This is a genomic window from Aeromonas sp. FDAARGOS 1405, assembly GCF_019048265.1.
Lineage (GTDB): Bacteria > Pseudomonadota > Gammaproteobacteria > Enterobacterales > Aeromonadaceae > Aeromonas > Aeromonas veronii_A.
The window spans coordinates 2032259-2050000 of record NZ_CP077311.1 but is presented as its reverse complement, the minus strand read 5'-3'; the positions used below and the strand labels follow the sequence as shown (position 1 = coordinate 2050000).

Here is a 17742-nt window from a genome sequence, read left to right as displayed (position 1 = left end):
CCTGTGTCTCAATACCTTCACACACCAGACTCTTGCCCAACATGGATCCCATCCGACAAATATTGGCGACCAGTTCGGATGCCTCCATTGAGGTGTCAATGCCCTGTATAAAGGAGCGGTCGATCTTCACTTTGCTGACCGGTAACTTTTGCAGATAACTCAAAGATGAATAACCAGTACCAAAATCGTCCAATGCTAACAGTACCCCCTGCTGATTGAGATCCTGCATCAGTTGCAGCGAGTTCTTTACTTCCCGCATGGTAGTATCTTCGGTGACTTCCAGTACCAGACTGCTGGCAGGCAAATGGTGCTCCATCAATGCTTTTGCTACCAGTTTGAGCAGATTGCGCTGATACATACCCGGCGAGATATTCACGCACATCTGCAGATCGACCATTCCAAGCTGATGCCACTGATAAAGTTGCTCACAAGCAGTGTTAAGCACCCAACTGCCAACTCTCTCAGCGAGCTGAAACTCCTCAGCCACCATGATGACTTCATTCGGAGGAATAAAACCAAGCTCTGGATGACGCCACCTTAGTAAGGCCTCAACAGCTTCACAGCGTCCACTTTCAAGGTTGACGATGGGCTGGTAATAGAGTTCCAGCGCATTATGCTCCAGCGCCATAATCATGTCCGAGGCAAGATGCTTGCGCCGAGCCGTCTCGTTAAGCAGGGAGTTATCGTAAATCACATAGGGGACGTGGGTCTTGCGACTATGAAACAGAGCTTGTTCAGCACGACTCAATAACTCCTGTGTTTTGTCGCTGTCCATCGGATAGAAGGCAATCCCGATCCCCACCTCGAGCCGGAAGGGATAGTTATCATAGACGATATCTTGCTTCAGAGCGTGCAGCAGTCGCGCTACCAACTCCCTGACCTGACGCAGATCACTGCTACCACGCTGAATAATGGCAAATTGATCGCCCCCCAAACGACCACTCCACTCCCCTTCCTCACACAGCAATCTGATCCGTCTGGCCAATTCACTGAGCAAAAAATCGCCCGCATCATAACCAAACTTGCTGTTGATATCTCTGAAGTCGTTGATATCGACCAGAACCAGTCCGAAAGGCACCTCCTGAGTGGCACAGAGCTCCATCCGTTCCAGCAATGCCACCCGATTGGAGAGGCCAGTCAACGGGTCGCGCCTTGCGGCCCTAAAATGACGTCGAGCTTCATATATAAGAAGCGAACTAAGTAGTAAAACCGAGATCACCAACCCCGACACCATCAACAGCAGAGCATTACGTAATTGGCCAAAGTGGCGATCATTCTCTGAGTAGATGTTGATGTTCTTCTGCATAACGGAAGCTAGTGCATATGATAAAGGCTCCTGCAAGGGGGCCAGACGCATCATTACTTGCTGGTAGACAGAGTCACCGCTCTGCAGTTTGGTAATAACAGGCTCTATATCACGAATGTTGTTTTCAATCAGTTGCACCAAGCGCAAGGTTTTCTGCTTGTCTTGCATGCTTTTACGCAACTGACCGCTCAACAGGATAGGGGTTCTGCTCCAGAGAATGTCATAACGCAGCATCAAGTCATTGTGCTCTATTCCACCATAATGGTAGACCTCTACAGCACTGAGGAAGCGCCCCAGTTCAAGCTGCAACTGCATCAGCGCCCAGGAGACATCATAGGTATATTTCTCCATTGCTCTGGTCGCATTCTGGATCTGAACCAGACAATAGAGGGTACTCCCGGTAAATGACAGGATGGATACATACAGAATGACGAGCAGTGGCCACGCCCTGGTCTTTCCTTTCACCCCGTGCTCCCGTGACTCTTTTATCAGTGTTGGATATCTATCAGATCCAGCTGCCAAATCATCATGTCGGTATATTCAGAGCGCTTCAGCTCCGGATATTGATCAAGTGGCAACATAAACCAGAGCGGCCCCTTGTCACGAATCTTCATGGTTACCCCGTCATCTTCCCAAGCAAGGATAGGGTTATACTTGGCAACTTTGTCCCAGTTGATGCGGATCTGAAAACTGTTCAATGCTGTCAGGGTTATGCTCTTGCCATCAGCCCCCACAGCTGCCAGCACGTCTGCCACCTTGGGCCCTCTGTACTTATGAGGTTTATCAACCCAAGGGTTGCTGGTGACTATCTCATATTGCGGCAATGCCTGCAGCGTGGCCAAGTCAAAAAGCACTTTGCCATCGACCTCATCTGCGGCTCTGATATTGCCGCTTACTTTCAAGATCACTGGTCCCTTGAGGGCCTCGGCAGCCAACAGCGGCATGGTAATCAATGCAAACAGCAGAGTTATCCATCTGAGCACCTTCATCTTTCCTCCATACACTTTTCTGCTATCAACAGACTCAGTTTAGTCAGATATAAAAAAACGGCCCGCCAAGGCGAGCCGTTTCTCAAACAGAGCCGGGATGATGATTACATCATGCCCATGCCGCCCATGCCACCCATATCAGGCATGGCCGGAGCATCTTTCTTCGGCAGCTCGGTGACCATGCACTCGGTGGTGATCATCAGACCGGCGATGGAAGAAGCGAACTGCAGTGCAGAACGGGTTACCTTGGTCGGATCCAGGATACCCATGGTCAGCATGTCGCCATACTGCTCGGTGTAAGCGTTGTAACCGAAGTTGCCTTCACCGTTCTTCACTGCGTTGGCAATGACGGAAGCTTCTTCACCGGCGTTGATGACGATTTGACGCAGCGGGGCTTCCATGGCGCGCAGGGCAACCTTGATACCGACGTTCTGGTCTTCGTTGTCACCGCGCAGACCAGCCAGTTTGGCAGCAACGCGAACCAGCGCAACACCACCACCGGCAACCACGCCTTCTTCAACCGCGGCACGGGTAGCATGCAGAGCATCTTCTACGCGAGCTTTCTTCTCTTTCATCTCGACTTCGGTAGCAGCACCGACCTTGATCACGGCAACACCGCCAGCCAGCTTGGCTACGCGCTCTTGCAGCTTCTCACGGTCGTAGTCGGAGGAAGTCTCTTCGATCTGCTGACGGATCTGGGCAACACGGCCTTCGATCACACCGGCATCACCCACGCCATCGATGATGGTGGTGTTCTCTTTGGTGATGACGATGCGCTTGGCACGACCCAGATCTTCCAGAGTCGCTTTTTCCAGCTCCATGCCAACTTCTTCGGAGATGACGGTACCACCGGTCAGTACGGCGATATCCTGCAGCATGGCCTTGCGACGGTCGCCGAAGCCCGGCGCCTTGACGGCAGCCACTTTCACGATGCCACGCATGGTGTTGACCACCAGAGTCGCCAGCGCTTCGCCTTCCACGTCTTCAGCAACAATCAGCAGCGGCTTGCCAGCTTTGGCAACGCCTTCCAGCACCGGCAGCATTTCGCGGATGTTGGAGACTTTCTTGTCAACCAGCAGGATGAACGGGTCGTCCAGTTCAACTGAACCGGTCTCTTGCTTGTTGATGAAGTAGGGGGACAGGTAGCCGCGGTCGAACTGCATACCTTCAACAACTGCCAGCTCATCTTCCAGACCCTGACCATCTTCAACGGTGATGACGCCATCGCGACCCACTTTGTCCATGGCTTCGGCAATCAGCTTGCCCACTTTCTCGTCGGAGTTGGCGGAGATGGTGCCCACCTGAGCGATGGCATTGCTGTCGGCACACGGCTGGGACAGCGCTTGCAGCTCGGCAACAGCAGCCACAACGGCCTTGTCGATACCGCGCTTCAGATCCATCGGGTTCATACCGGCGGCAACGGCTTTCAGACCTTCGTTGACGATAGCCTGAGCAAGAACGGTTGCAGTAGTGGTACCGTCACCGGCGGCATCGTTCGCCTTGGAAGCCACTTCCTTGACCATCTGGGCGCCCATGTTCTGGAACTTGTCTTCCAGCTCGATTTCGCGCGCAACAGAAACACCATCTTTAGTGATGGTCGGGGCGCCGAAGGACTTGTCCAGCACCACGTTGCGGCCTTTCGGGCCCAGAGTCACCTTGACGGCATCAGCCAGGATGTTTACGCCTTCCAGCATCTTGATGCGGGCTTCGTTACCAAACTTAACGTCTTTAGCTGCCATTTTCTTCAATCCTTAAATCAATTCGGGGAAAAGGAGGATGGATTACTCTTCGACAATCGCCAGGATGTCGGTTTCGGAGAGGATCAGGACGTCCTGACCATCCAGCTTCTCGGTCTTAACACCGTAGCCTTCGTTGAAGATAACCTTGTCACCAACCTTCACGGCCAGCGCTTTGACTTCGCCATTATCCAGGATGCGACCAGTCCCCACGGCAAGCACTTCACCACGGGTGGACTTCTGGGCCGCAGTACCAGTCAAGACGATACCGCCGGCAGATTTGGCTTCAGCTTCGATGCGCTTGATGATGACGCGGTCGTGCAGTGGACGAATTTTCATCGATAACTCTCCCAAAATGAGTCTCATTGTTGCTTTGAGGAATGGCCGTTCCAGGCCAAATTAGATATGTCCCTGATGTGGGGCAGAGTTGCTAACCCTTCAAGGGCAAATACAAAAAAAATTTTTTCACGTACTATAAACATCTTCGATGGTTCAGCCATGTCCGCCCCCTGGAGCAAGGTCGGTTCAAGCCGCCTATTTTCCATGCCAGAACCTTCAAAGCCAGCTGTAGAGACGAGCCCTTGACCCGCACCAACCCCATGCTGACAGCCCCTATTCCGGTCGTACTGCGCCAGATGACGGGCCCCATGATCTTCGGCATCATCGCCATTCTGGCCTTCAATCTGGTCGATACCTTTTTTATCGGTATGCTGGGCACCGAAGCTCTGGCCGCCATCAGTTTTACCTTTCCCGTCACTTTTGTGGTTACCTCGCTGGCGATGGGATTGGGCGCCGGATTGTCAGCGGTGATCGGTCATACCCTGGGGCAGGGCAAACACGATGAGGCAGCCCATCTCGCCACCGACAGCCTGTTTCTGGCGGTGATCATGGTGGCCCTGCTCTCCGCGGGGGGCGCTCTCACCATCAAGCCTCTGTTTACCCTGTTGGGCGCCAGTGCCGAGCTTATCTCCCTCATCCATGACTACATGCTGATCTGGTATATCACCGTCCCCATGCTGGTGCTGCCCATGGTGGGCAATGCCGCCATCCGGGCGACCGGCGATACCAAAACCCCCAGTCTGGTGATGGCAGTAGCCGGGCTGGTCAACGGGGTACTGGATCCTCTGTTGATCTTCGGTATCGGTCCCTTTCCCGAGTGGGGGATCCGCGGGGCCGCCATCGCCACCTCTATCTCTTGGTTGATGGCGATGCTGGTCAGCCTCTATATCCTGCGTCATCGGGAGGGCTTGCTGCTGTGGCGCCTCTCGCCGCGGGCCCGGTTGCTGACCCACTGGCGGGCCTTGCTCCATGTCGCCGTCCCCGCCTCTTTTACCAATATGCTCAACCCCTTGGCCAATGCGGTGCTGATGACGATCTTTGCAGGACTGGGTACCGAGGTGGTGGCCGCTTACGGCGCCGCGTCGCGGGTCGAGGCGCTGTTGCTAATTGTGATGATGGCCCTCGCCTCCGTACTGGCCCCTTTCATCTCGCAAAACTGCGGCGCTGGCAATCCGGCCCGCGCCAAAGCTGCACTGCAGAGCTGCATGGGGTTTGCGTTGCTGTTCCAGCTCGCCATCTATGGCCTGACCTGGCTACTGGCGCCACTCATCGCCAATCTGTTCAGCGATCATCCGCAGGTCATTCGCCTCATCATTCTCTATCTGCATCTGGTGCCCATCGGTTACGGCTTTCAGGGCATGGTGATGCTGCTGGCCTCGGCACTCAATGGCGTGCGAGCATCCAGTATCTCGTTCTTGTTCAACGGATTGCGGCTGTTTGGTTTTCTGTTGCCAGGAGCCTGGCTGGGGGCAAAGCTGGGGGGAGAACAGGGGATATATCTGGGGATACTGCTGGCCAATCTGGCGGCGGGCACCCTCGCGTGGTGGTATGCCCGACACCGCTTCGAGGCCTTGTGCCATCAGGGCAAACCCTGATTCAGTCACTCGCCTCGGGTTTTCGTCTCGTCGATTACTCTTTGCGCTCAAATTCGCCTTCGATGGTGGTGCCGCCCTGCTTGGCGTTCCCCAGATGATCATCGGACGGTGCGTTGCCAAACGGCGATTGAGTACGCTGGAAACCACCCATCTGCATCCGGAACTGGCTGCTGCCGATCAGCTTGTCAGCCAGTTTGTTGCGCAGCCAGGGTTGCAGCAACAGCACACCGAAAATGTCGGTCACGAAACCCGGGATAATCAGCAGCAAGCCAGCCAATGCCAGCATCATGCCCCCCATCACCTCACGGCCCGGCATCTCGCCCATCTGCATCTTTTGCTGGGCGCTGAACAGGGTCTTGATCCCTTCACTGCGCACCAGCGAGGAGCCCAATACCGCAGTCAGTATGAGCAAGCCGACAGTCGGCAGCGCCCCGATTACCGAGCCGACCTCGATCATCACGGTGAGTTCCAGTACAACCAGACCCACCAACAACAAAAACAACTTGCCCATATCCACTCCAGCACCGGTAAATTGAGAAGAAGTGGCGCCCATCCAACGATGGTCAGAGACGATTTTGCCGCCCCGTCATCACCACTTTCTGCCCTGAATAAATGGGGGCGCCCCCCCTCTTTTCAAGTTGGTCAACTGACTCCTACGTCATCAGCAATCTAAAAAATCAGCAAAAAGTCACAAAAATTTATAAAAATCATCATGATAAAAACTTCATAACATATGTGTACTTTCCTCAAAGTAATTTGAAAATGTCGCAAATTTAGTGATCCACCTCTAATAACCGATACCTCAATTGGAGTAGTATATTGATTAGTTTTTCGGGAGGTCATTCTCCCAACCGCCCCACTCGATGTGTGGTGCTTCAGGATGAGCTGTGCGCAAGGAACTCGCGACCACTCGGTGAGGATTTTTCCATTTATCTGATTTCTGAGGCATTACAATGAGCGACATCAAGAACGTCCGCATTGAAGAAGACCTGCTGGGCACCAAAGAAGTTTCCAATGATCTCTACTACGGTGTGCACACCCTGCGCGCTGTCGAGAACTTCAAGATCAGCTCTCAGAAGATTTCTGACGTTCCGGAATTCGTCCGCGGTATGGTGCTGACCAAGAAAGCCGCTGCGCTGGCAAACGGTGAATTGGGTACCATCCGTCCTGAAATTGCTGACAAGATCGTAGAAGCCTGCGACCTGATGCTGAACACCGGCAAATGCTTCGACCAGTTCCCGGTCGACGTTTACCAGGGTGGTGCCGGCACCTCCGTCAACATGAACACCAACGAAGTACTGGCCAACATCGCCCTGGAAATCATGGGTCTGGAGAAAGGCCGTTACGACGTCATCAACCCGAACGACCACGTCAACAAGTGCCAGTCCACCAACGATGCCTACCCCACCGGTTTCCGCGTTGCTGTGGTCAACAGCACTGACGTGACCCTGCATGCGCTGGAGCACCTGATCGCGGCATTCGATGCCAAAGCGAAAGAGTTCAAAAACATCCTGAAGATGGGTCGTACCCAGCTGCAAGATGCGGTTCCGATGACCCTGGGTCAGGAGTTCCACGCGTTCGCCGTGACCCTGCGTGAAGAGATCAAATCCATCAAGCGTTGCCAGGAGCTGCTGCTGGAAGTGAACTTGGGCGCAACCGCCATCGGTACCGGTCTGAACACTCCGCCCGAGTACTCTGCACTGGCTATCAAGCGTCTGGCCGAGATCACCGGTCGTGCCTATGTGCCGGCAGAAGACCTGATCGAAGCGACCTCAGACTGTGGCGCCTACGTCATGCTGCACGGCGCCATCAAGCGTCTGGCTATGAAGCTGTCCAAGATCTGTAACGACCTGCGTCTGCTCTCCTCCGGCCCGCGCACTGCACTGAAAGAGATCAACCTGCCGGAAATGCAGGCGGGTTCCTCCATCATGCCGGCCAAGGTCAACCCGGTTATCCCGGAAGTGGTCAACCAATCCTGCTTCAAGGTATTCGGTAACGACATCACCATCACCTTCGCCGCCGAAGCCGGTCAGCTGCAGCTGAACGTCATGGAGCCGGTGATTGGTCAGGCGATGTTCGAATCCCTGAGCCTGATGGAAAAAGCCTGTATTTCCCTGCGCGAGAAGTGCGTGGAAGGTATCACCGCCAACCCGGAAATCTGCATGAATCACGTGCTGAACTCCATCGGTATCGTGACCTACCTGAACCCCTTCATCGGCCACCACGAAGGGGATATCGTCGGCAAGATCTGTGCCCAGACCGGCAAGAACGTCCGCGAAGTCGTTCTTGAGCGTGGCCTGCTGAGCGCCGAGCAGCTGGACGAAATTCTCTCCATCGAGAACCTGATGAACCCGCAATACAAAGCCAAGCGTTTCACCCGCGAAGCTGCCGTATAAGCGAGTATGGGCCGGGATCTTCCCGGCCCATAAAGTCAGTTCCCGATTGGTCTTTATCCCCAGCCCGATCGGGAATTGGCTTTTTGCCAAATAAAAACCAAAAACTAAAAAATGGAGTTATCGCTATGATTGGAATCGAGTTACTTGTCGTGCTCGCCGCTATCTATCTGGGGGCCCGGATAGGCAGCATCGGCATCGGCTTTGCCGGTGGTCTGGGGGTACTGGTCTTGACGTGGGGTCTGGGCATGCCCATCCCGAGCGATCAACTGGTCAGCTACATCCCTTGGGATGTGATCATGATCATCGCATCCGTCATCTGTGCCATCGCCTGTATGCAACTGGCTGGCGGGATGGACTACCTGGTCTTCCTGGCAGAAAAAGCGCTGCGTAAGAACCCCAAATACATCACCTTCGCCGCCCCTGTGGTCACCTACCTGATGACCATGCTGGCCGGTACCGGTCATACCGCCTTCTCTACCCTGCCGGTGATCGCTGAAGTGGCCAAAGAGCAAGGGATCCGCCCATCCCGTCCGCTCTCCATCGCGGTTGTCGCCTCCCAGATCGCCATCACAGCTTCCCCGATCTCTGCCGCTGTGGTTGCCTTCTCCGGTATGCTCGAGCCGTTCGGTGTTGACTACCTTACCCTGCTGGCCATCTGCATCCCCTCTACCTTCCTGGCCTGTATCCTGGGCGCCTTCATTGCCAACATGATGGGCAAGCCGCTGGAGCAGGACGAAGTCTATCTGGAGCGTAAAGCCAAGGGCCTGATCAAACTGCGTGGTACTACCAAGCTCGAGATCAAACCGTACGCCAAACTGTCTGTCTGGATCTTCATCGCTGCCATCGTTGCTGTCATGGCTTATGCCACTGCCATCTCCGGTAAAGTAGGCCTGATCACCAACCCGCCGATCCCCCGCGATGGCGCCATCATGGGCATCATGCTGGCCGCGGCCACCATCATGACTCTGGTGTGCAAACTGGACGCAACTCAAGTGACCAACATGCCGACCTTCAAGTCCGGTATGTCCGCCTGTATCTGCGTACTGGGTGTGGCCTGGCTGGGTAACGTCTTCGTGAAAGGCAACATGGACACCATCCAGCTGATCGCCGGCGACCTGCTGAACCAGTACTCCTGGCTGCTGGCCGTGGTGCTGTTCTTCGCCGCCATGCTGCTCTATTCACAAGGTGCGACCACCAAAGCATTGATGCCTGCCGCACTGGCACTGGGTGTCAGCCCGCTGACTGCGATTGCCTCCTTCGCAGCTGTGAGCGCCCTGTTTGTACTGCCGACCTACCCGACCCTGCTGGCCGCGGTAGAGATGGACGACACCGGCTCCACCCGTATCGGTAAGGCGGTCTTCAACCACCCCTTCTTCGTACCGGGCACCGCCACCATCGCCATCGCCGTGGCACTGGGCTTCTTCTTCGGCGGCATCCTGCTGTAATTCATCGCCTGCCGATCACCAAACAAAAATCCCCGCCAGTTGGCGGGGATTTTTTTATCTCTTTTTACTCTGTGGTTGGCTTGGCTGTCTGGCAGCAAGAGGGCTGACCTCTTATCCGGATGGCTCAACCACGGCGACAGCAGACACCACAACAGCGTGCCAACGGCGCTATAACCGCCGCTGCCGAATTGCAGGAGCAGTAGACCACATGGTACTCACCACCACGCCAGAAGGCGGGATCCGTCGGATCAGACCGGATCCAGGGTATCCAGCGGCCAGCGCGGCACGGCTTTGACCGCCAACGGCTCAAACACGCCCGCTTTCAGGCGCTGCATACCGGCGTAAGCGATCATGGCGCCGTTATCAGTGCAATATTCAGTGCGCGGATAGAACACCTCGCCCTTGAGGCTCTCCATCAGCTCGGCCAGCTGGGCACGCAGATGACGGTTGGCACTGACGCCGCCAGCAACCACCAGGCGCGTGAGGCCGGTCTCTTTCAAGGCGCGACGGCACTTGATGGCCAGGGTATCGACCACAGCATCTTCAAACGCACGGGCGATATCGGCGCGGGTCTGCTCATCGTCACCGTTGGCGGCGATAGTGTTGGCGGTGAAGGTCTTCAGGCCGGAGAAGCTCATGTCGAGCCCGGGACGATCTGTCATCGGACGAGGGAAGTGGAAGCGCCCGGTAGTGCCCTTCTCGGCCAGACGGGAGAGCAGCGGACCACCTGGATAGTCCAGCCCCATCAGCTTGGCGGTCTTGTCGAACGCTTCGCCAGCAGCATCATCGATGGATTCCCCCAACAGCTGATAGCTGCCGATGCCGTCAACCCGCACCAACATGGAGTGACCACCGGAGACCAGCAGCGCCACGAAGGGAAACTCGGGGGCTTTCTCTTCCAGCATGGGGGCCAGCAGGTGCCCTTCCATATGATGGACGGCGATAGCCGGCTTGTTCCACGCCATCGCCAGCGAGCGGCCAATGGTCGCCCCCACCAGAATGGCGCCAACCAGACCCGGCCCCGCGGTATACGCGATGCCATCGATGTCATCTTTGCCCAGTCCCGCCTCTTGCAATGCGGCCTGGATCAACGGGATCGTCTTGCGAACATGATCCCGGCTGGCGAGTTCGGGGACGACGCCACCGTAGTCCGCATGCAGCTTGACCTGGCTGTATAACTGATGGGAAAGGATCCCTTTTTGATCGTCGAAGATCGCGATCCCGGTTTCGTCACAGGATGTCTCTATGCCCAATACACGCATTGCTAAAAAATTTCACTGCTAAAATGAGACGGCTATGGTAACCTTCGCGGGTTTTTTAAACCAGAGCGATCTCTGCGGGTTTACTTTCATTCCCTGTCCAGAGTATAATTTCGCACCATTTTAAGACATGCTGATCGATTGAAGGTCAGCTAACAATTTATCACTGAGGTGAAAGGCACATGCCAGTAATCAAAGTCCGTGAAAATGAGCCGTTTGACGTTGCTCTGCGTCGTTTCAAGCGTTCTTGCGAAAAAGCCGGTATCCTGTCCGAAGTTCGTAGCCGTGAGTTCTACGAGAAGCCGACTACCATTCGTAAGCGCGCCAAAGCGTCTGCTGTCAAGCGTCACGCCAAGAAGCTGTCTCGCGAAAACGCACGTCGTATCCGCCTGTACTAATCGGGAGATATTGCCGTGTCTCTGAAGGATCAACTCAAGGATCAGCAAAAGCTCGCTATGCTTGCCAAAGATAAGGCACGTCTGGGAGCGATCCGCTTGTTGATGGCAGAAATCAAGCAACGTGAAGTCGATACCCGTATCGAGCTGAATGATGAGGATATCCTCGCTGTCGTGACCAAAATGGTCAAACAGCGCCGCGATTCCATCAGCCAATTTGAAGCTGCCGGTCGCCAGGATCTCGCCGACAAAGAGTCCGCCGAGATCGTTGTGTTGCAGGAATTCCTGCCGCAACAGCTGACCGCAGATGAAATTGCCGCCCTGATCGAGCAAGCCATCACTGAAAGTGGTGCTGCCATCATGGCTGATATGGGCAAGGTCATGGCTGTCTTGAAGCCGAAAATTCAGGGGCGTGCCGATGTCGGCGCCGTCAGTGCTCAGGTGAAAACCCGCTTGGCGTAACAGGCAACTCTCTTGTTTGGTCGAAGAAGCCGTGCTTCCCTTGGAATGCGCGGCTTTTTTATTTTCTCCGCAATGAAACAGGACGGTTATGGCAGGCAGGATCCCCCAATCCTTTATCGACGATCTGCTCGTACGCACAGACATAGTCGAGCTGATCGACTCGCGAGTGCGGCTGAAAAAAGCCGGTAAGAATTACCAGGCTTGCTGCCCTTTTCATAACGAAAAAAGCCCCTCTTTTACGGTCAGCCAGGAGAAGCAGTTCTACCACTGTTTCGGTTGTGGCGCCCACGGCAATGCCATCGGCTTTGTCATGGAGTACGACGGTCTCGAATTTCCCGATGCCATCGAAGAGCTCGCCAGCATGCAAGGCATGCAGGTACCTCGCGAGCAGAGCATCGGCGGCTCGGCCAATAGCCAGCCCGCCGTCAGCAAGGATCTGTTCGAGCTGATGCACCAGATCGCCCGCTTCTACGAGAGCAATCTCAAGAGCGCTCCCCATGCGGTGGAATACCTCAAGGGACGCGGCCTGACCGGTGAAGTGGTCAAGCGCTTCAACATCGGTTATGCCCCAAGTGACTGGGATCAGGTACGCCGCCGCTTCGGCGCCAGCCGGGATCACGAACAGCTGCTTATCTCGGGCGGCATGCTGATCACCCGTGACAATGGCCCGGGCAGCTATGACCGTTTCCGCGATCGCATCATGTTCCCGATCCGCGACAAGCGTGGCCGGGTCATCGGTTTCGGTGGCCGGGTGCTGGGTGATGGCACCCCCAAGTACCTGAACTCGCCGGAGACCCCCATCTTCCATAAAGGGAGGGAGCTGTTCGGTCTCTACGAGGTGAAGCAGGCACACAAGGATCCACGCCGGATCCTGGTGGTGGAAGGCTACATGGATGTGGTGGCACTCGGTCAGTACGACATCGACTATGCGGTGGCGGCGCTGGGTACTGCAACGACCAGCGACCATATCCACACCCTGTTTCGCACCACCGCCGAGGTAGTCTGCTGCTACGACGGTGACAACGCCGGTCGTGAAGCGGCCTGGCGCGCGCTGGATAATGCCCTCCCTCATCTGCAGGATGGCCGCGAGCTGAAGTTCGTGTTCCTGCCCGATGGCGAGGATCCCGACTCGCTGGTACGCCAGATCGGCAAGGAGGGTTTTGAAGCCCTGCTCGATGAAGCCCAACCGTTCGCCGACTTCATGTTCGAGCGTCTCGGCCGGGATGCCGCACTTTCGGGTGAGGCAGGCAAGTTCGAAGTGGCCAACAAGGCCGCCGAGCTTATTCGTCGCGTTCCGGAAGGGTTTACCCGCGAAGGGCTGATCACTCGTCTCTCCAGCATGATGCGTTGGGGCGAGAACAAGCAGCGCATCGCCGAGCTCTTTGCTCGCAACAGTCAGCCCAAGGCCGAGGTCAACAAACCCAAGGCAGCCAAGCTAACGCCACTGCGGCGTGCGCTGGCGCTGATGGTGCAATATCCGGCAGTGACGGCCGAGCTTCCCCCCATGCCTGAGTTAGCTGGACTGCGCGTGCAGGGCATCAAGTTCCTGCTACAACTGCACCAGCAGATCCTGGCACAGCCCGGTATCACTACTGGTATCCTGCTGGAACACTGGCGTGGCACCAAGGAGGGGGACATTCTCGCCCAGCTGGCAATGCACGACCTGTTCGAGGAGATCAAACTCGATCAGGAACCCGATATTCTCGGGGAGTTGCAGGATACCTTTGTTGGCTTCATCAATATGTTTCTTAAACAGCGGATCGAAGAATTACAGACCAAAGTGGCTCAGGAAGGACTAAGCTCCGAAGAAACCCAAGAGCTGGTAATGCTGCTCAGAGAGGTGCAAATTGAGAAAAGATATGAGAGTGGGGCTTGATATTTGAGTGATTAGTCCCAATATGGATAGCGTTGCCCGAATCGACGGGATGAAAAGCAAAAAATTTATAACCGCCTGGCGCAGACAATACTGCGGGCAGGGGTTTCTCATGACCGACGCCGCAACCAGACATAGCATGTCTGGCGGTTTTCTATTAGAATTGGCTATTTGCGCAGCAGCGCACTGTACGCGCAACCTAGCAGCACCAACCGGATGAGTTCTATGGAGCAAACCCCGCAGTCTCAGCTTAAACTCCTCGTTGCCAAAGGTAAAGAACAGGGCTACCTGACCTATGCCGAGGTGAACGATCACCTCCCGCAAGATATTGTCGATTCAGACCAGATCGAAGACATCATTCAGATGATCAACGATATGGGCATTCAAGTGGTTGAAAACGCTCCGGATGCCGATGACTTGATCATGGCTGAAGGGGGGACCGCCGATGAGGACGCTGCCGAAGCAGCGGCCCAGGCTCTGGCATCTGTTGAATCTGAGATTGGTCGCACGACCGATCCCGTCCGCATGTACATGCGGGAAATGGGTACCGTCGAACTGCTGACCCGTGAAGGCGAAATCGACATCGCCAAGCGGATCGAAGACGGTATCAACCAGGTACAAAGCTCCGTAGCCGAGTACCCTGAAGCAATTACTTACCTGCTCGAACAGTACGACAAGTACGAAGCCGAGCAGCTGCGTCTCTCTGACATCATCTCTGGCTTTATTGACCCGAACGAAACTGAAGATATGGCGCCTACCGCCACGCATATCGGTTCCGAACTCGGCGAAGACGATCTGGCCGACGAAGATGAAGAGGACGAAGAAGACGAAGACGAAGATGGCGACAGCTCTGACGACGACGGTGACGGTGGTCCGGATCCGGAAGTCGCTCGCGAGAAGTTCGGCGAACTGCGTGCCCAGTATGAAGTGACCCGTCTCTCCATTCAGAAGAATGGTCGCGCGCACGAAGATACCCAGGCTGCCATCGCCCAGCTGGCCGATGTATTCCGTCAATTCCGCCTGATGCCCAAGCAGTTCGATCGCCTGGTCAATAACATGCGTGAAATGATGGAGCGCGTTCGCGTGCAGGAACGCATCATCATGAAGCTCTGCGTTGAGCAGGCCAAGATGCCTAAGAAAACCTTCGTCGCGGCCTTCACCAACAACGAGTGTGAAACGGCCTGGTTCGAATACCAGAAGCAGGCAGGCAAAGCCTGGTCTCCACGTCTGGTTGAAATGGACGAGGATATTCAGCGCGCCATCGGCAAGCTGCAGCAGATTGAAGAAGAGACCGGTCTGTCGATTGCCCAGATCAAGGATATCAACCGTCGCATGAGCATCGGTGAGGCCAAGGCCCGCCGTGCGAAGAAAGAGATGGTTGAGGCCAACTTGCGTCTGGTTATCTCTATCGCCAAGAAGTACACCAACCGCGGTCTGCAGTTCCTGGATCTGATCCAGGAGGGCAACATCGGTCTGATGAAGGCGGTAGACAAGTTTGAATACCGTCGTGGCTACAAGTTCTCGACCTATGCTACCTGGTGGATCCGTCAGGCCATTACCCGCTCCATCGCGGATCAGGCCCGTACCATCCGTATCCCGGTACACATGATCGAGACCATCAACAAGCTCAACCGTATCTCCCGTCAGATGCTGCAGGAGATGGGGCGCGAACCGAACCCGGAAGAGCTGGCCATGCGCATGGGCATGCCGGAAGACAAGATCCGCAAGGTACTGAAGATCGCCAAAGAGCCGATCTCCATGGAGACGCCCATCGGTGATGATGAAGATTCCCACTTGGGCGACTTTATCGAAGATACCACCCTGGCTCTGCCAGCGGATGCGGCGACCAGCGAAAGCCTGCGCAACGCCACCCGCGAAGTGCTGGCTGGCCTGACCGCCCGTGAAGCCAAGGTACTGCGGATGCGTTTCGGTATCGACATGAACACTGACCACACCCTAGAGGAAGTGGGCAAACAGTTCGACGTTACCCGTGAGCGTATTCGTCAGATCGAAGCCAAGGCACTGCGCAAACTGCGCCACCCGAGCCGCTCGGAAGTGCTGCGCAGCTTCCTGGACGAATAGTCCTGACCCTGTGTCAAACTACTCTGCCAAAGCCCCGCCATGCGGGGCTTTGTTTTGTCTGGCATTTACCCTTGCGACCCTCTTTGCGCCCTCAATCAAGCTGGACAATTAGTCGCCAAGTGGTTGATATGCCTATAGACTGCCCTTTCCTCTTCCCCTATAATCCACGCCGCTAAACGCACAATTTGGCCCCTTAGCTCAGTTGGTCAGAGCAGTCGACTCATAATCGATTGGTCGTGGGTTCAAGTCCCCCAGGGGCCACCACATATAGCAAGGCGTAGCAGGTTAGTAACCGCTACGCCTTTTGCTTATCCGGCGTTCTTGGGTGCTTTAATGGGTACCTTTAGGGAAAAGCTGGGATGCTGGTAGTTAATCCACGTTAGGGATAGCTCATTGACACAAAGAACTGTGTGGGTAGCGAAGCAACTGTTGGCGAAGCTGGTACACATCGCCATGTCCTCACCTCGATAGCGAAACCGCTTTGCAATTTGTGCTGCCTGCCTTCTTCTCTTTTTATCTGATGCCTTTATCAATACATGTATTGCATCTTTATCTCCCTATGTTATCAGCGTCCACAGAGCACCACACTTGGCCTTAGAGGTTTCCTGCCACCTCTAATATCTGTTAAAAACAAGTCCAGCTTGCTATCTGCCTGCTGTTACGCCTTGTGCTCACCGTACTCGTAATGCGAAGGCTGCAGGTTCGGCTCCTCTTTTAGTACCAGATACAGCAAGGCTCGCAGCGATGCGAACCTTGCTCATTTCTTGTCAGGTCTAACACTGGGCTAACGTCAGCCCTGGAAAACAAGTGGCTTCGGCCCCCCTGTCAGTTGCTCTATCAGCGGCTGAACCTGGTAAGTTCGCGCCAGTTCAGGGTCCTTGCACCCCAGCCAGGTGTCGTAGTCATCCAGCGACACGATGACCAAGCTCCGCTTCTCGTCTACGGGCTTGTGCATTCGCCGCAGTAGCGGGTGCGTGTCGGCATTGATCGTGAGCTGGGAGAAACTGAAGGTGTAGCCCTGTTCCTCCTGCCATGCCCGCCAGATACCTGCAACCGCGAAGGGCATGCCGTCGGCCATGCTGATCCGCCAGCGCTCGGCCCTGGCGTTCATCGTGGGGTAGTGCTTGCTGCCGGGCTGCGCCTGCCGCCGGCCATCTCGCTGGATCAGGATCGGGGCCTGGTAGTCCTGCCACACCTCCCCCTTCCAGTCGTACCCGGGGTCATCAACCCCGAAGTATTCCATCAGCACCCCCCTGGTAGTCGGGATGTAGTTGATTCACATGCGCTGCCCCTTCGTCATATATGAGCACAGACTCACCAGGTCGGACTCTGCCAAGCTTAATTGGCTGCGAACCTCCTTGCCTTGCCAAGACCCGAACGCCGACCAGTGATCTTTCCGGATCCCTCAGTTAGAATGACTGTATGTTCATACAGCCACCCTTACCATGATCCCCCACGCGACCGATGCACCTATCATAGAACTCCCTTTATTCCTCACCCCTGTCGTTTGCGGCTTTCCCAGCCCGGCACAGGACTATGTAGAGCAGACCATCGACTTAAACCAGATCTGTATCGAACATCCTGCCGCCACCTTCTATGTCAGGGCCAGCGGACACAGCATGGTGAATGCTGGCATCAATGACGGGGATCTTCTGATCGTGGATAGAGCAATCAAGCCCTGCCATGGCGCAATCGTGCTGGCCTGCCTCGATGGGGAGTTCACCGTCAAGCGGCTACAAGAGCGCCCCTTCCCCGCACTGCTCCCGGCCAACCCAGATTTCCCGCCTATCACCCTGCAGGAAGGCCAGGAGCTGGAGATATTCGGCGTCGTCACTTTCGTACTCCACAAGACCAAGCTGGGGTAA

The 17742-nt window shown here is 55.6% G+C and carries 15 protein-coding genes and 1 tRNA gene (1 of these 16 running past the window's edge); 9 read left to right on the top strand and 7 right to left on the bottom strand.

All coding sequences use genetic code 11. The features are described from left to right. From I6L35_RS09735 to I6L35_RS09720, 4 genes are all read right to left on the bottom strand, one after another. Positions 1-1771: the 5' portion of a bifunctional diguanylate cyclase/phosphodiesterase gene (locus tag I6L35_RS09735; protein ID WP_216980143.1), read on the bottom strand. It extends 161 nt beyond the left edge of the window; only the first 1771 of its 1932 coding nucleotides appear in the window; it begins with the start codon at positions 1769-1771; its stop codon lies off the left edge, out of view. 23 nt (positions 1772-1794) lie between these two features. Beyond that, entirely contained in the window at positions 1795-2295 is a 501-nt protein-coding gene (locus tag I6L35_RS09730) for a molybdopterin-binding oxidoreductase (RefSeq protein ID WP_216980142.1), read from the bottom strand. A gap of 104 nt (positions 2296-2399) precedes the next feature. Further along, entirely contained in the window at positions 2400-4034 is a 1635-nt protein-coding gene (gene groL, locus I6L35_RS09725) for a chaperonin GroEL (RefSeq protein WP_005341224.1), read from the bottom strand. Between the two features lie 42 nt (positions 4035-4076). Next, positions 4077-4370 (bottom strand): co-chaperone GroES, encoded by a 294-nt coding sequence (locus tag I6L35_RS09720; RefSeq protein WP_005340573.1) that lies wholly within the window; start codon positions 4368-4370, stop codon positions 4077-4079. Positions 4371-4630: 260 nt separating this feature from the next. Here I6L35_RS09720 and I6L35_RS09715 point away from each other — a divergent pair, with 260 nt between their 5' ends. Beyond that, a complete protein-coding gene (locus tag I6L35_RS09715; RefSeq protein WP_254204568.1) occupies positions 4631-5965 on the top strand; it encodes an MATE family efflux transporter in 1335 nt (444 codons plus the stop codon). 34 nt (positions 5966-5999) lie between these two features. On the opposite strand, the gene I6L35_RS09710 is transcribed toward I6L35_RS09715, so the two are convergent. Then, positions 6000-6476, bottom strand: coding sequence for an FxsA family protein (locus I6L35_RS09710; protein ID WP_005340570.1), 477 nt, complete (start codon positions 6474-6476; stop codon positions 6000-6002). A 442-nt stretch (positions 6477-6918) separates the two neighbouring features. Here I6L35_RS09710 and aspA point away from each other — a divergent pair, with 442 nt between their 5' ends. Beyond that, positions 6919-8361: an aspartate ammonia-lyase gene (aspA, locus tag I6L35_RS09705; RefSeq protein WP_005340569.1), complete on the top strand. Its 1443-nt coding sequence runs from the start codon at positions 6919-6921 to the stop codon at positions 8359-8361. 125 nt (positions 8362-8486) lie between these two features. Then, the gene (locus I6L35_RS09700) at positions 8487-9806 is read left to right on the top strand and encodes an anaerobic C4-dicarboxylate transporter (protein WP_021229055.1); all 1320 of its coding nucleotides are present in this window, start codon (positions 8487-8489) and stop codon (positions 9804-9806) included. Between the two features lie 248 nt (positions 9807-10054). Here I6L35_RS09700 and tsaD read toward each other — a convergent pair whose 3' ends face one another. After that, positions 10055-11068 carry a tRNA (adenosine(37)-N6)-threonylcarbamoyltransferase complex transferase subunit TsaD gene (gene tsaD, locus I6L35_RS09695; protein WP_042052807.1) on the bottom strand — a complete coding sequence of 338 codons (1014 nt, stop codon included), beginning with the start codon at positions 11066-11068 and terminating at the stop codon, positions 10055-10057. A 179-nt stretch (positions 11069-11247) separates the two neighbouring features. On the opposite strand from tsaD, the gene rpsU reads away from it, so the two are divergent. The 5 genes from rpsU (at position 11248) to I6L35_RS09670 (ending at position 16141) form a co-directional block, all read left to right on the top strand. After that, the gene (rpsU, locus tag I6L35_RS09690; RefSeq protein ID WP_005309452.1) at positions 11248-11463 is read left to right on the top strand and encodes a 30S ribosomal protein S21; all 216 of its coding nucleotides are present in this window, start codon (positions 11248-11250) and stop codon (positions 11461-11463) included. 15 nt (positions 11464-11478) lie between these two features. Next, the gene (locus I6L35_RS09685; protein ID WP_042084472.1) at positions 11479-11922 is read left to right on the top strand and encodes a GatB/YqeY domain-containing protein; all 444 of its coding nucleotides are present in this window, start codon (positions 11479-11481) and stop codon (positions 11920-11922) included. An 88-nt stretch (positions 11923-12010) separates the two neighbouring features. Beyond that, positions 12011-13798, top strand: coding sequence for a DNA primase (gene dnaG / locus I6L35_RS09680; RefSeq protein WP_216980140.1), 1788 nt, complete (start codon positions 12011-12013; stop codon positions 13796-13798). A 222-nt stretch (positions 13799-14020) separates the two neighbouring features. Continuing rightward, a complete protein-coding gene (rpoD, locus tag I6L35_RS09675; protein ID WP_005340563.1) occupies positions 14021-15877 on the top strand; it encodes an RNA polymerase sigma factor RpoD in 1857 nt (618 codons plus the stop codon). Positions 15878-16064: 187 nt separating this feature from the next. After that, positions 16065-16141 (top strand) — tRNA-Ile (locus I6L35_RS09670). A gap of 526 nt (positions 16142-16667) precedes the next feature. Here the strand turns inward: I6L35_RS09670 and I6L35_RS09665 are convergent. After that, positions 16668-17120, bottom strand: a complete 453-nt coding sequence (locus I6L35_RS09665; protein WP_216980139.1) for an SOS response-associated peptidase family protein — start codon at positions 17118-17120, stop codon at positions 16668-16670. Positions 17121-17322: 202 nt separating this feature from the next. On the opposite strand from I6L35_RS09665, the gene umuD reads away from it, so the two are divergent. Beyond that, positions 17323-17742 (top strand): translesion error-prone DNA polymerase V autoproteolytic subunit, encoded by a 420-nt coding sequence (gene umuD / locus I6L35_RS09660; protein ID WP_216980138.1) that lies wholly within the window; start codon positions 17323-17325, stop codon positions 17740-17742.